At 60.9% G+C, this 12769-nt stretch carries 14 protein-coding genes; 6 read left to right on the top strand and 8 right to left on the bottom strand.

The window, feature by feature from the left end:
• Positions 1–66: 66 nt before the first annotated feature.
• The 3 genes from HUN39_RS10655 to HUN39_RS10665 are packed head-to-tail and all read left to right on the top strand — an operon-like array spanning position 67 to position 2940.
• Complete coding sequence (locus HUN39_RS10655) at positions 67–1143, top strand: YcjF family protein (protein WP_175094486.1); 1077 nt, start codon at positions 67–69, stop codon at positions 1141–1143.
• Between the two features lie 6 nt (positions 1144–1149).
• Positions 1150–1965 carry an exodeoxyribonuclease III gene (locus tag HUN39_RS10660; RefSeq protein ID WP_175094487.1) on the top strand — a complete coding sequence of 272 codons (816 nt, stop codon included), beginning with the start codon at positions 1150–1152 and terminating at the stop codon, positions 1963–1965.
• Between the two features lie 33 nt (positions 1966–1998).
• A complete protein-coding gene (locus HUN39_RS10665; RefSeq protein WP_175094488.1) occupies positions 1999–2940 on the top strand; it encodes a CBS domain-containing protein in 942 nt (313 codons plus the stop codon).
• A 7-nt stretch (positions 2941–2947) separates the two neighbouring features.
• Here HUN39_RS10665 and HUN39_RS10670 read toward each other — a convergent pair whose 3' ends face one another.
• Positions 2948–3394 (bottom strand): hypothetical protein, encoded by a 447-nt coding sequence (locus tag HUN39_RS10670; protein ID WP_232366032.1) that lies wholly within the window; start codon positions 3392–3394, stop codon positions 2948–2950.
• 381 nt (positions 3395–3775) lie between these two features.
• Between HUN39_RS10670 and HUN39_RS10675 the strand changes: the two genes are divergently transcribed.
• Both HUN39_RS10675 and HUN39_RS10680 read left to right on the top strand, forming a co-directional pair.
• Positions 3776–4387, top strand: coding sequence for a hypothetical protein (locus HUN39_RS10675; protein ID WP_175094490.1), 612 nt, complete (start codon positions 3776–3778; stop codon positions 4385–4387).
• A 187-nt stretch (positions 4388–4574) separates the two neighbouring features.
• The gene (locus tag HUN39_RS10680; protein WP_029651728.1) at positions 4575–5168 is read left to right on the top strand and encodes a superoxide dismutase; all 594 of its coding nucleotides are present in this window, start codon (positions 4575–4577) and stop codon (positions 5166–5168) included.
• Between the two features lie 25 nt (positions 5169–5193).
• Here HUN39_RS10680 and HUN39_RS10685 read toward each other — a convergent pair whose 3' ends face one another.
• The 3 genes from HUN39_RS10685 to HUN39_RS10695 form a co-directional block, all read right to left on the bottom strand.
• Positions 5194–5661, bottom strand: a complete 468-nt coding sequence (locus tag HUN39_RS10685) for a hypothetical protein (RefSeq protein WP_175094491.1) — start codon at positions 5659–5661, stop codon at positions 5194–5196.
• Positions 5662–5700: 39 nt separating this feature from the next.
• Entirely contained in the window at positions 5701–6249 is a 549-nt protein-coding gene (locus HUN39_RS10690; RefSeq protein ID WP_175094492.1) for an SRPBCC family protein, read from the bottom strand.
• A 184-nt stretch (positions 6250–6433) separates the two neighbouring features.
• On the bottom strand, positions 6434–7636 hold the full coding sequence (locus HUN39_RS10695; RefSeq protein WP_175094493.1) for a pyridoxal phosphate-dependent aminotransferase: 1203 nt from the start codon (positions 7634–7636) through the stop codon (positions 6434–6436).
• A 468-nt stretch (positions 7637–8104) separates the two neighbouring features.
• Here HUN39_RS10695 and HUN39_RS10700 point away from each other — a divergent pair, with 468 nt between their 5' ends.
• A complete protein-coding gene (locus tag HUN39_RS10700) occupies positions 8105–8338 on the top strand; it encodes a hypothetical protein (RefSeq protein ID WP_014893014.1) in 234 nt (77 codons plus the stop codon).
• A gap of 138 nt (positions 8339–8476) precedes the next feature.
• Here HUN39_RS10700 and HUN39_RS10705 read toward each other — a convergent pair whose 3' ends face one another.
• The 4 genes from HUN39_RS10705 to HUN39_RS10720 form a co-directional block, all read right to left on the bottom strand.
• Positions 8477–9055 carry a copper chaperone PCu(A)C gene (locus HUN39_RS10705; RefSeq protein ID WP_175094494.1) on the bottom strand — a complete coding sequence of 193 codons (579 nt, stop codon included), beginning with the start codon at positions 9053–9055 and terminating at the stop codon, positions 8477–8479.
• 118 nt (positions 9056–9173) lie between these two features.
• The gene (locus HUN39_RS10710; RefSeq protein WP_175094495.1) at positions 9174–11099 is read right to left on the bottom strand and encodes a CopD family protein; all 1926 of its coding nucleotides are present in this window, start codon (positions 11097–11099) and stop codon (positions 9174–9176) included.
• 116 nt (positions 11100–11215) lie between these two features.
• Positions 11216–11638 carry a copper resistance CopC family protein gene (locus HUN39_RS10715; protein WP_175094496.1) on the bottom strand — a complete coding sequence of 141 codons (423 nt, stop codon included), beginning with the start codon at positions 11636–11638 and terminating at the stop codon, positions 11216–11218.
• Between the two features lie 63 nt (positions 11639–11701).
• On the bottom strand, positions 11702–12322 hold the full coding sequence (locus tag HUN39_RS10720; RefSeq protein WP_232366033.1) for a hypothetical protein: 621 nt from the start codon (positions 12320–12322) through the stop codon (positions 11702–11704).
• Positions 12323–12769 lie beyond the last annotated feature (447 nt).

Consider the following 12769-nt stretch of genomic DNA (forward strand, 5'->3'; position numbering starts at 1 on the left):
GCGCGACACATCCGCGCGTCGCGTTTTCGAACTCGAGGCGGTAAGAAGGCTAAAATCAGGAATCGAATGACTGAGCAACGCAGGCCGCGTCCACGGGCTTTTCGGCTCGAAGGCGACCAGACGGTCACCGCCAAGGCGACGCCGTCGACAGACGATGCCGGGACGCCGTCTATCGAGGTTGTCGAAGCGGAATTTGACGCTTTCGCGCTTGAGGCCGCCCAGCTCGCGGACGGCTTGACCGGGGATGAAGCCGCCGTCGAAGCTGCGCAGGCCGACGGCATGCTGCGCCGCTACGTTTTCTCATGGGGCGGCGTCTTTTTGTCGGCGGTCAGCGGGCTTATGTCCCTGGCCTTCACGCTCTGGATATGGGGGTTTGTCGAAGACCTGTTCCAGCGCTCCGCCCTTCTCGGCATGGTGGGACTGAGCCTTGCGGGTCTCGCCGCCGTCGCCGCCCTCATCTCCATCACGCGCGAGTTTCGCGCCATCGGTCGGCAGAATCGTATCGCCAAGCTGCATGCCGCGCTGGCCGAGGCGCATGCGAGCGATGACGGTAAGGCTGCGCGCGAGCGCGTCGGCGAACTTTGCAAGCTCTATGAAGATCGCCCGGACACCGGCCGGGCGCGCGCACTGCTCAACGACTATTTGAAGCGGATTATCGACGGACGCGATCTGATCACGCTTGCCGAGCGTAATCTCGTCGCGCCCCTAGACGAAGAAGCGCGGCGCGAGATCGCCGGCGCCGCCAAACGCGTCTCCGTCGTTACGGCGATCAGCCCGCGCGCGCTCCTCGACGTGCTTTTCGTTGTCGGCCAGGCGATCGTGCTGATGCGAAAAATCGCGGAGATTTACGGCGGTAAGCCGGGGCTGCTCGGGTTTTTCAAGCTGGCCCGCTCGGTCGGCGCGCATCTCGCCATCACCGGCGGCGTGGCGGTCGGCGACTCTATCCTTCAGCAGGCGCTCGGCCACGGCATCGCCGCACGCATTTCCGCAAAGCTCGGCGAAGGCGTATTGAATGGGCTTCTCACCGCGCGAGTCGGTCTTTCCGCCATGGCCGTCTGTCGACCGACGCCCTTCATCGCCGAGAAGCAGCCGGGCGTCAGGGACGTCGCGCCTTTCCTCTTCGGTGACAAGACCAAGAGCTGATCCGCATTGAAAGCAGCAAGCCTGAAGATTACCACCTGGAACATCAATTCCGTGCGGCTGCGCCTGCCGCTGATCGCCGATTTTCTCAAGAGCCGGGCGCCGGACGTGCTCTGCCTGCAGGAGACAAAATGTCGGGACGCCGAATTCCCGATGAAGGATCTCCACGCGCTCGGCTATGAGCATATCGCGATCAATGGCCAGAAGGGCTACCACGGCGTGGCCGTCATTTCGAAGCGGCCCTTACGTTTCGTCGAGAAGCGCGATTTCTGCGAAAAGGGCGACGCGCGTCATATCTGCGTGGAAATCGACGCCCGGAGCGGCCCGATATCGCTGCATAATTTCTATGTGCCGGCCGGCGGCGACGAGCCTGACGTCGACATCAATCCGAAGTTTCAGCACAAGCTCGATTTTCTCGATGAAATGCGCGACTGGATTGTCACTGAAGGGGTCTCGCGCGGCCGCGCGGTGCTCGTCGGAGACCTAAATGTCGCGCCGCTTGAACATGACGTCTGGAGCCATAAAGCGCTATTGAAAGTCGTGAGCCACACCCCAGTCGAGGTCGAGAAGCTTACCGGAGTGCTTCGGGCTGGCGCTTGGGTAGACGCCATGCGGCATTTCGTGCCGGCGGAAGAAAAGCTTTATACGTGGTGGAGCTATCGCGCCGCCGATTGGGAGGCGTCGAACCGGGGGCGCCGGCTTGACCATATTCTGGTGAGCGAGGCGCTTGGCGGCGGGCTGGAACGTCTAGACGTGCTGCGCGACGCGCGCAGCTGGACCCGCCCGTCCGACCACGTGCCGGTGACGATCGAACTATCTGACTGAGCGCAAACGGGGATCGGGAGGCGAGACGGCGGCATGATCGCGCGCGATCTGATGAACAGCGACTTTCCTTATGTAACGGCGGACGCAGATCTCGAATACGTCGCGAAACTTCTCGCTGAATGCGGGCTGGGCGCCGTGCCGGTCGTCGACGACGAACTGACGCCTATCGGAATCGTGACGCGCAGCAATCTCGAACAGGCGCGCCCGCACCCCCTGCCCGACCTTGGCGCCATTCCGGGATTTCTGCTGCGCAACAGGCCCAAGCCGGTATTTCATTCGAATGGTCGCGTGTTGCGCGAAGTGATGACGTCGCCGGCGATATCGATTTCCGACTTCGCCAAAGTTCCCGACATCGCGCGAATTATGGAGAGCCATAGCCTCAAACGCATCCCTGTCGTTGAAGGGCACAAGATCATCGGCCTCGTGCTGCGCAAAGAAGTCATGGAGGCGATGGCGGGAGGCTTTACCGCCATGGCTTTGGAGGCGCATCGGCGTCGTCCGCTGATCTCCCTTCCGCAGCAGACAGGCGATCGCTGCGCCGTCGCGACGGCGCTGGAATTTCGCGAGCTCGTCGCAGCGCATGAGCGTCAGCTCGACCTCGAGCGCGTCGAACGTCGACGGGTGGCGATCGAACTGCGCGAACAACGCATTCGTGATCTCGCGAGCCAGCGGCTGACGGACCCGCAATGGCGTGAGATGCTGGAGCAGGCGCGACGCAGCGCGGCGGCCGGACTCACCGAACATGTGCTCATCCGATTTCCGTCGCAGCTTTGCGCCGACGGCGGCCGCGCGATCAATGCGCCGGACCCCGATTGGCCAGCGACTCTGCGCGGCGAGCCAGCCGACGTCTTTCACCGGTGGCGTAATGAACTGCACCCTCGCGGCTTTCGTATCGCCGCGCAAATCGTCGATTTCCCAGAAGGTCTGCCAGGCGACGCGGCGCTCTTCCTGATGTGGAGCGCGGCGCGCAATTGAGTGCGCGTCACCCGCCGCCGACGCCAGTGTCGGCGCGCAACGCCGCAAGCGAAGGATAGCGCCGCGCGGCGCCGTCGGTCTGCACTTCAACCGATCCGTCGGAAAACATCACATAGATGGATCCGCTGGCGATATAACGGTCGACTTCAACCGGCGGCGGCGGCGTGGTCGGGACAGGCTGCTGCTGTTGTTGCGGCGTCGGCGCATCTTCAACCAGATCTGCCGCCGCGCGCGCCTGCGTCGCAGGAACTTTGTCGGCGATGCGGCCCAAAACGCCGATTGCGCGCCCAAGCGCTATCGTCACCACGCCGCCAGAGACCGCCGTGGCGCCGCCGATGAACAGGCTCCAACCGCGCTCGAGCTGGATGTAATCCCAGCCGGTCCACATGCCATAGGCGCCGGAAAGCGCAAGCGCGAGCCCGAGAAAAATGACGCCCAGGCCGTATCGTCTCATCGTCATCCTTCAGTGATTGTCCGGGCCGGAACCTATCACAAGGCGCGCCGACCGCCATAGGAACGCAAGTCCCCGGGGAAGACGCGCGAATACTTGAGGGCGCGCGCAGCGCCGCGCCGCCGCGAAATTTCAAATCAAGATATATGTATGTTAGTTATATAAACATCAATATATAGTGGTTGAATTTATCTGCCATATCCGCACTGGAGTATTTTTTTCCGTTTCTTTTCAATTAGATAATAGTATCTATAAGATGCGGCATGGTGTCACATCGTAATTCGATCAATCAATACAAACGTCATCGTCACAGCGTCGACGCGCGCGTGCGGCGGAGGAGTGCCGAAAACCGGCCGACGTCGGCAATCGTGGGGAGAACCGTAGATGAAAAGTTTAACTGGCGTGCGCGGGCTGCTGGCTGGCGCAGTGATTGCGGCCGCAGCTTTTTTCGTCGCGCCATCAGCCGCTTTCGCGCATGGCGGCGTGATGCTCGAGCAAGACGAGTGCGTGCTGCGGATCGGTCCGAACACCATGCACTTCATCGGCTATCAGCGCTCGGGAGAAGAAGCGGAGTTTTGCGAGGACATCGCCAAAACCGGGCCGACCGTCATTGCGCTTACAGCGGTTTCGCCTGATCTGCGCGACATGGCGATCGGCATCCGCATTGTTAAAGATGTCGGCGAAGAAAAAGAAAAGACCAACCTCAATGCGGTCACCGTCGCCTATATCGAGCCGAAGGTCTATCGCAACGGCATCATGACCTTCGAACACGACTTCAAGGATGCTGGTCGTTATGTCGGAATTGTCACTGTGCGCGACGATCTTGGCAATGAATGGGTCTCGCGCTTTCCCTTCTCGGTTGGGCTCTACACCTTCTGGGGACTGATTGAATATATCCTCTACGCCGTCGGCTTCTTCTCGCTTGTCGGCCTGATGTGGTGGATGCTGCGCGCAGGCGCAAAGAAGAAGACGCAAGCGGGCGACGCGATCGCCTAAGCAAGCGGCCCGAAGATTGCAGCATGGCTCGGTCGCCGACGAGCCATGCTTTTTTGTCGCTACAAAGCGAACATAGCTGCGCCGTTCGGGATCTCGCGATATTGCCGCATGCGGCGCGCGGGTTTAGTTAAGCGCGTGCAGCTGAGGCTGACAGGCTACGCTCGTCTAACGTATTCAGGAGAGAATTATGTCCTTCACCCTGGAAGATCTGCCTTATCCCTACGACGCTTTGCAGCCTTATCTTTCCCGCGAGTCCTTCGAATATCACCACGACAAGCATCACGCGACCTATGTCGCCAATGCAAATAATCTGGTGAAAGGCACCGAATACGAAGGCAAGCCGATCGAGGAAGTGATCGTCACCGCCTACAACCGCAACACGCCGATCTTCAATAACGTCGCCCAGCATTTCAACCATCACCATTATTGGAAGTGGATGAAGCCGAACGGCGGCGGCGCCATTCCCGGCAAGGTCGAGAAGGCGATCATCGAGTCCTTCGGCTCGGTCGACAAATTCCGCGAAGAATTCCAGAAGGAAGGCCTCGGCCAATTCGGCTCCGGCTGGGTGTGGCTCGAAGCGAAGGATGGAAAGCTCGCCATTCGCAAGACGCCGAACGCGGAAAATCCACTCATCCATGGCGCCGCGCCGATCCTCGTCGCCGACGTCTGGGAGCACTCCTATTACATCGACTATCGCAATCGCCGCGCCGACTATTTAAAGGCGTTTCTCGATCATCTCGTCAATTGGGAACATGTCGAGGAAATGTTCGACGCGGCGTAGCGCCACTTCATTCCGCGCGGCGCGCCTAATTCGCGCGCCGCGCATTTTTTGAGTTGTGAATAAGTGCCGAGGCGGCAAGCAGCAAAAGCGCCGCAAAGACGAGCACGGCCGCCACAGCATGCGAATCTTCCCATTGACGTCGCGCCGCCTCGAACGCCGCCGGCATCTTGGTCCAATTCTGCGTCGCGACATTCATGGGATAGGTCCACGTCCAGAAGATCGCCTGCGTTCCAGTGAGTGTTACGAAGGAGGCGAACGAGAGGACCGCGGCAATCCGGTTGCGGCGAACGGCGAGCGTATGCGCCAGCGTCGTCAGTAGTGCGAGAACGACGGCGATTCCGAAATAGGCCCAGCCGGCGTAGATCTGCTGAACAATCATGTAGTCGGTCGGCGAAAGCGCCATCTTATTGGCGCGCTCGAAAAAATGCGCGCCCGCCGGAATTACGCATAGCGCGACGCTCGTGATTGCGGCGATCTGCAAGCCAAAAAGCATCAGCGGCTTCCTTCACGGCGCCATAGGCCGCTCGCGCGGTCAATCAGCGGCGATTTTCGGCTGCGACTCGACGACTCGCTTTAGGTCAGCGAGGCCGCCATCGAATTGCGCCCCGACCGTCTTGTCGATGTTCAAGAACTTATGCATCGCCTTGCCCACAAATTCATGGTGGCCGGACATCGCCCAGGTGACTTCCGTGCTGTTCTCGCCCAAAGGCTTGAGATTGAATTGCACGTCGTGCTTGGCTTTGAACGGCTTTTTGAATTCGAGCTTGATGCCGACGCGCTCGCCCTGGCGGCTCTCGACGATCTCCATCTGGCCGACTCCGACCTGCTTGTCGCCGGACCATGAATAGGTCGCGCCATAACCCTGCGGCGTCCCTCCATATTCATCCTTCATATCGGGGTCGAGCTTGGCCCAGGGCGACCAGTCGGCCCAATTGTGAAAGTCGTTGATGGGGCGAAAAACCACTTCCGGCGGCGCGTCGATCACGATCGAGCGGGCGATGCGGAATTTATCGGGCAGCAAGGAGATGTAGGCGATCAGCGCGCTGACGAGAGCGAGGAAAACGAGAGCGAACATCGTCATTATGTAGGTCTCCGCAAGAGCCTGAGTCCGTCGACCGAACGGCCCACGGACTTGCAATTTAGTCCCGCGCTCTCCGGGCCGGGAGACTTTGCCCTCCTGGCGAAGCCACTCGCCCACGGCCCGCCGCCTGACGCGCTGGGCGTCAGTTTAGAGCGGCGGGCGCAATGCGCAACGCATCGCAGGATTAAATGAGGCTTCCGCAGAAAGCCTGGATCTTTCGGCAGGCGTCTTCGAGCAACGCATTCGACGCGGCGTAGGACACGCGGAAATTAGGACCGACGCCGAACGCCGAGCCCTGCACCACGGCGACGCCCTGCGTTCCCAGGAGTTCGGTTACGAAGTCCTCGTCGGTTTCGATGACCTTCCCGTCGGGGGTCTTACGCCCGATGGCGTCGGCGCAGGAGGGAAACACGTAGAAAGCGCCTTCCGGCGTCGGGCATTTCAAATATTTGGCCTGGTTGAGCATTGAGACCACGAGGTCGCGCCGCTCCTCAAAAGCCTTGCGGAAGACGGCGAGATGGTCCTGCGGCCCTTCAAGGGCTTCGACCGCCGCCCATTGCGCGATCGAACAGGCGCCCGACGTCTGCTGGCCCTGGAGCAGGTCCATGGCCTTGATCAGGGCGCTGGGCCCCGCCGCGTAGCCGATGCGCCAGCCGGTCATGGCGTAGGCCTTGGAGACGCCGTTCATGGTGAGCGTGCGCTCCATGAGCGCCGGCTCGACCTGGGCCGGCGTGACGAATTTGAAGTCGCCATAGACGAGGTGCTCGTAGATGTCGTCGGTGAGGACATGCACCTGCGGATGGCGCAGCAGAACGTCCGTCACCTTCTTCATTTCGTCGAATGTGTAGGCCGCGCCCGAAGGGTTCGACGGAGAGTTGAGCACGAGCCATTTGGTCTTGGGCGTGATGGCGCGCTCGAGCGCCTCGGGCTGGAGCTTGAAGCCGTCCTCCATCCGCGTTTCGACGAAGACGGTCGTTCCGCCACAGATCGCCACCATCTCCGGGTAGCTCACCCAGTAAGGCGCCGGAACGATCACTTCGTCGCCGGGATTGAGCGTCGCAAGAAAAGCGTTGAACAGGATGTGCTTGCCGCCGGTGGCGACGATCGTGTCGGACGCCTTGTAGTCCAAGCCGTTTTCGCGCTTGAATTTTTTTGCGACGGCCTCGCGCAGCGGCGGAATTCCGAGCACCGGCGTATAACGCGTTTCGCCGCGATCAATTGCCGCTTTGGCGGCGGCGCAGATGTGCTCGGGCGTGTCGAAATCGGGTTCGCCGACGGAGAGGCTGATCACCTCCCGACCCTGTGCGCGCAAGTCGCGGGCTTTCTGCGTCACCGCGATCGTTGCCGAGGGCTTCACGCGCGACAGGGCGTTGGCGAGGAAGGTCATTGGAGTCGAGTTCCTGCGGAGGGGATAGTGCGCCGCACCATAATTTGCGCGGCGTAGCGTCGCAACGAGATTCACGAGGCTCGCAGGGCCACGAGGGTCTATTGTTGATGAAGACTTTCAACAACCTCGCGCAGGGGTACGCGCGATCGCCGCTCTGCCGCGCCACGCGCCGGCGCGATTGCTCGCCATGCTGCGTATCGGTGTTTTCTAAGGAAAAACAAACATCTTTTATCAAATAGCCCGAATCGGCGACTGAGCTTTGGCTCAACTTGATCAAATCAATATTGCCAAGTGTTAACCCCGTTTCACGCACTTCTTAAAAATTTATAAAATTTCCGAAGAATGATGCAACTTTTTCAGCCCATCCTCGTTTCTGTCTTGAGAACGCGGCGACGCGAGTCAATCGCGCGCGGGCCTTGGGGAGAGGTCAAGCGTTACACAAGGGCGAATGCGAGAGGATTAGGGAAAATGTCGCTCGTTGACAAATTTGAAGATCAGATGGAGCCCGCCTTCACGCGCAGCTTCGATAGGGATTCGGCGCGTCGTCAGTTTCGCGTTTCGCTTTTGCTGGTCGCCGCCATGGCGATGGCCGCATTCGTTCTCGGCTTCGCCCTGCCGATCGGCTCGCCCGCGCAAAAGGCCACGCCTGTTGCGACCGACGGCGGCGTTTTCGCCGGGCGACTGGTGACGATCGACCGCTAATCTCCGTTAATTTCGCAGGCGACAAGCAAGGCGCGCGTCTGTCGACGCGCGCAATCTTTTTTGGCGGGTTCCAAACCGGCTGCTTTTCGAGCCGCCGGTTTTAATTGCGTTACGCTGTCAAGACCCTCTCGTCCGCGATCACTTCTTATCCATGTGGTGGTGCTCGTGATGCGAGTCGCCGCCTTCCTTAGGCCCGGCGGAGTCCTGGCCATGCGCCTTTTGCCAGCGTTCCATCGCTTCGGCGTCATGCGCATGGGCCGCATCCGGCGCATCGATCGCCGCGTCAATAACCACTTCGCCGGCCTTTTCGAAGACGAGCGTCATCTCCAGGCCCCAGCCCACCTCAAGATGCTTCTTGATGTCCAAGAGCGTCACATAAGCGCCGCCAGGCGCGAGCGTGACTTTGGACTTGGGCGGCAGGACGACAGGCGTGATGAGGTCGAGCTTCTTGGGGTCGCCGTGGATCTCGGCCTTCCCGAATTTTTCCGACTTGACGGCGATCAGCCTGTCGGGCGTCGCGCCATTATTATGCAGCATCGCGTAGAACTGCGCCTTGTTGTCGCCGTCGACGGGAGCGCGAAGCCAGGGATGCTCCACTTTCAGATTGCCGACGTCGTACTCATGCGCCGCCGCGGAACCACGCCCGGCAAAGAGCCCGAGCGCCGTCCCGGTGAGCAGAGTCCCGCCGGTCAGCAAAAATTCACGCCGCTTCAGCATCTCGCTTCTCCCTTTTGCGCCGGACCTTTTCTCTTCGCCGGCCTGACTGCCATCATGACGAAGGACGCGCGGCTCCGATACCCTCGCGCCTCGCTCTCGCTTGCGACAATATGGCGCGCTAATGCGAATGCAGATTGATCTCGATCAAGGGTTCACGCGCGAATTCGGCGACGAGGCCAGAAAGTTTCTGAGCGTTGCCGTCGTCGGGGGCAAATGTGCGGAAACGCGCCCGAACATAGCCGGAACGATCCACAAGGAAATGCGCCTCCTCGATTTCCTCCGACGGCGTTTCATTGGGGTAGCGGTTGATCACCGAATAGGCGGCCTCGACCGCCTTTGGATGAACCACCTCTCGACCTTTCGCCTCCTGCGGGCAGGCCGCGTCGTAGATCGTCACCTGGTTTGCGCCAGCGGCTTTCGCGGCGTCATGCGCAATCTTCACGCTGGCGGCGCGCGCCTTTGGATCGCCGTCTGGCGACCCGCAGCGCGCGAAAGAGATCAGCGTCGGCACGCCGCGCAGCCTGTAGAGTGACGTTACGTCCTCGTCGGGATCGATCAGCGCAAAGTCCGGCGCAATCAGCCATTGAATCATGGGCTGAGGGCTCATGAAACGCGACCGGTTCGAATAGGATATCATCAGCAGGAAGTTGATCACGTCCCAGCGATCGTCGACGTCGAGCTGCTCGCGGAAACTCGGCATAACGCCGCTTTGTCCGCCGTGAGTCAGCCAGTGGAAGATGTCGCCGATCGTATGGGTGCCGACATGAGGGGCAGTCAGATCGGCGGGCTGCACGAGGAGTCCTTGCTCGTTCTTGAGATCCTTGGCGAGCGGTCCATTTCCCTCGCCCTGCGCGCCGTGGCAGCCGACGCAGTTCTCCTGAAAATGCGCGAGCCCGCGCGAAACCGATTCCGCAGTGTAGTCCTGCGTCGGATCGTCATACGTGTCGGTATAGGCCTCTGTCGCAAAGGACACGGCGAGCGAAATCGCCGCCGCGACGGAAATGGCTGGCGTTGCATAGAGACGATACTGGCGAGTCGATGGCGTCCACCAGATCAGCGCGGCGACGACCGCAAGAACGACGGCGGCGATGCCCCACCACCAGATCGGGCTGAACATCGCTGGGTTCTGTCCCCACGTCGCGATGTAAGAAAGGCGAAACGGCAACGGCCAATAGAGACTGGTTTCATGCGCGGCTGGCGTGATGACCGCGATGTAACCGGCGATCGACAGCAGCGCGAGCGCAAAGACCGACTCGCCCGCGCCGACCTTGGTATACCAGCCGGTATCGAATTCGCCTTCAGGCCGGCGCGTGATGTAGCGCGCGAGCGCCAACGCCGCGAGCAAGACGGCGCATAGAAAAACCAGCTTCAGCGTCAGCAGCCGACCATAGGGCGTCGCCAGCATATTCGGGATGCTTCCGACGTTCTCCCAGGCGATCACAAATCCCGAGACGGCGACGATCGCCATAGCGACCTTTGCAATGAACGACCAGCGTTCGGCGAGTTGCGCCGCAACTTCCGGCGGTTTGCCGCGCGCCGTGAACATCCACCAGACGAGACCGAGCAAGCCGCCAAGCCAAGTGAGGCCGGCGGCCGTGTGCAGAAGGAAGCTCAGCTGGGTCCAGCGCGGCAGACCGTCGTCGATGGCGTGGCCGGTCACTGAAACAACGGCGATAAGGATCACGCCGACCCACAGCGTCACCTGATCGAGCAAATCTGAAGCGACGAAGAGGCGCGCTACCGCAAGAGCCGCGAAGAGGAACGCGACCAGCTGCGTCCCGATCCAGGCGTTTCCGACGCTCGTGTTGACGGTAAACTCCCACAGCGTGTCGAATTCAAGCGGGCGATCGGCGGGAAAGATCGAACGCGCGGTGACGTACAGCAGCGCGAAGCCGAAAAGGGCGCGAACCAGCGCCAGCGCCGCGACGGCAGGCTTGAAGCGCCCGCCGTCCTCGCCGATGAGACGCGGCAGGAGCAGGAGCCCGACCGCGAGGGCCGAGGGCAAGCTCAATAGGAAGCGGATCACCGCAAGGGAGAGATACATTTTTGTTTCGCCCGATGTCCTCTGGCGCTCATCTCCTCAGCCCGCACTACAATGCGAGAAGCGAGCGGCGTGTCGCGCTAGCGTAGCCGCGAGCCGGTCAAGTCGCCTGATCGCTCTTACTTCGCGTCCACGGTGAACTCGTAGTTTCCCTCGACGATGTGGCCGTCGGTGGAGAGCACGCGGTAGCGCACGATATATTTGCCGGGCGCGAGTTCCGGCGCATCGGCCGACAATTCGCGCGGCTTGTCGGGAACGGCGCTGTTCCCTTGGGCGAGCACCTTGCCGTCGGGCGTTTCTATGGTGATCTTCGAGTAAGGCGGCTCGACTCCGCCGCCGAACCGCAACTTGATGGTCTTTGGCGGCGCCGCGACATGTTCCTTTGAAGAAGGCGTAGCGTCGACAAGGAACGAATGCGCGAGCGCCGGGCTCGTCCCAAACGCGGCTACTATGACGATGGCGCAAGCCCCGGCGGCGGCGGCGAAGCCGAACCCGGCCTGACGGCGCACGCGCGCCGGCGAAGTTCTGTCAGCGTTAGTCATGGCGTCCCTCCCCAGAGGCCTGAGCCCCTTTTTGTTTTGAGATGTTTACGCATGTCGCCGCGATCAAGACACAGCGGCGGCGTCGGCATCCTTCTTCTTGCCGGAGGGATGCGTGTGCTTCCAATACACGAAAACGATGCCGGCGATGAGCACGGTCCCGGCGATCTGCGGCACCCAGGCCCACAGGGTTTCGCCAACCGTGAATTTGAATTCGGACGTCTCCTGCGTGCCGTCGGGGCGGGTTAGCGTGACGAGGCCGATATAATGGCCGTTGTCCTTGAAGTCGTGCTCCAGATTGAAGGTGCCCTTGGTGTATTTCGTCGCGGGACGATGAACTTCGGTCAGCGCCTCAAGATCGGTGCCCTTCGTGATCGGCGTCAGCGGATCGCGAATGATTCGCAGTTCCAGCGGCATGTCGCGAAACGTCGGATTTTCGATGTCGAACACCAGAATGGTTGGTCCGGCGGTCGGGATCTCGGCGCAATATTCGCTGCGCGATTTGCCGGGTTGATAGGCCGTAATGTGAATCATGTCATAACCGAACATGACCATGCACATATTGCCCATCGACATGGCTTCCGGGCCTGCGCCGCCCTCCGATGCGCGCAGCGGGGCCGTCAACGCCAGCGAGAAAAACGCGCCAAGAACAGCAGCTGCAACGCTACGCCAATTCTTCATTTCCATCCCTCGATCCATAATTGAGTCCCGGGCTGTCGCTCTTGTTGGCGAACGTTGCTGAGCCCTGGTTCTTCTATAGCGGATTTTTGGTTCGCGGCTCGACTATTGTCATGCCATTGCATCGCCAGCGCCGCCGGACGCTGATCCTACTTTTGACAAATGCCAGAAATTGACGCGAGGAAAAACGACCGCATTATTTGCGTCGAAAGGACGCAGCGCTCATCGAGGCATTCGAAAGGGACACGGGCTTCTGCTCTAGCAAACGCGTTACGCAGGATTTCGCCGGGGGCCTGTAGAACGCCTCTCGACGCTCGGCGCAGCGCCTTCGCGTAGAAGGCGCGTCGTCATAAGAAGCCGCGCTTGGTTTGCGCGACAGGCCGCGCGGGGCGGCTCCAAACGAAAACCCCCGGCCTTTTGGGCCGGGGGCTTTTATTTCAATTCGTCAGTATCGCT

It is taken from the genome of Methylocystis silviterrae (assembly GCF_013350005.1).
GTDB lineage: Bacteria > Pseudomonadota > Alphaproteobacteria > Rhizobiales > Beijerinckiaceae > Methylocystis > Methylocystis silviterrae.

What these genes read in the sequence shown, in the direction of transcription:
- HUN39_RS10655 (WP_175094486.1), top strand. Translation starts at nt 67, where the DNA reads ATGACTGAGCAACGCAGGCCGCGTCCACGGGCTTTTCGGCTCGAAGGC.
- HUN39_RS10665 (WP_175094488.1), top strand. Translation starts at nt 1,999, where the DNA reads ATGATCGCGCGCGATCTGATGAACAGCGACTTTCCTTATGTAACGGCG.
- HUN39_RS10670 (WP_232366032.1), bottom strand. Translation starts at nt 3,394, where the DNA reads ATGAGACGATACGGCCTGGGCGTCATTTTTCTCGGGCTCGCGCTTGCG.
- HUN39_RS10675 (WP_175094490.1), top strand. Translation starts at nt 3,776, where the DNA reads ATGAAAAGTTTAACTGGCGTGCGCGGGCTGCTGGCTGGCGCAGTGATT.
- HUN39_RS10680 (WP_029651728.1), top strand. Translation starts at nt 4,575, where the DNA reads ATGTCCTTCACCCTGGAAGATCTGCCTTATCCCTACGACGCTTTGCAG.
- HUN39_RS10685 (WP_175094491.1), bottom strand. Translation starts at nt 5,661, where the DNA reads ATGCTTTTTGGCTTGCAGATCGCCGCAATCACGAGCGTCGCGCTATGC.
- HUN39_RS10690 (WP_175094492.1), bottom strand. Translation starts at nt 6,249, where the DNA reads ATGACGATGTTCGCTCTCGTTTTCCTCGCTCTCGTCAGCGCGCTGATC.
- HUN39_RS10695 (WP_175094493.1), bottom strand. Translation starts at nt 7,636, where the DNA reads ATGACCTTCCTCGCCAACGCCCTGTCGCGCGTGAAGCCCTCGGCAACG.
- HUN39_RS10700 (WP_014893014.1), top strand. Translation starts at nt 8,105, where the DNA reads ATGTCGCTCGTTGACAAATTTGAAGATCAGATGGAGCCCGCCTTCACG.
- HUN39_RS10705 (WP_175094494.1), bottom strand. Translation starts at nt 9,055, where the DNA reads ATGCTGAAGCGGCGTGAATTTTTGCTGACCGGCGGGACTCTGCTCACC.
- HUN39_RS10710 (WP_175094495.1), bottom strand. Translation starts at nt 11,099, where the DNA reads ATGTATCTCTCCCTTGCGGTGATCCGCTTCCTATTGAGCTTGCCCTCG.
- HUN39_RS10715 (WP_175094496.1), bottom strand. Translation starts at nt 11,638, where the DNA reads ATGACTAACGCTGACAGAACTTCGCCGGCGCGCGTGCGCCGTCAGGCC.
- HUN39_RS10720 (WP_232366033.1), bottom strand. Translation starts at nt 12,322, where the DNA reads ATGGAAATGAAGAATTGGCGTAGCGTTGCAGCTGCTGTTCTTGGCGCG.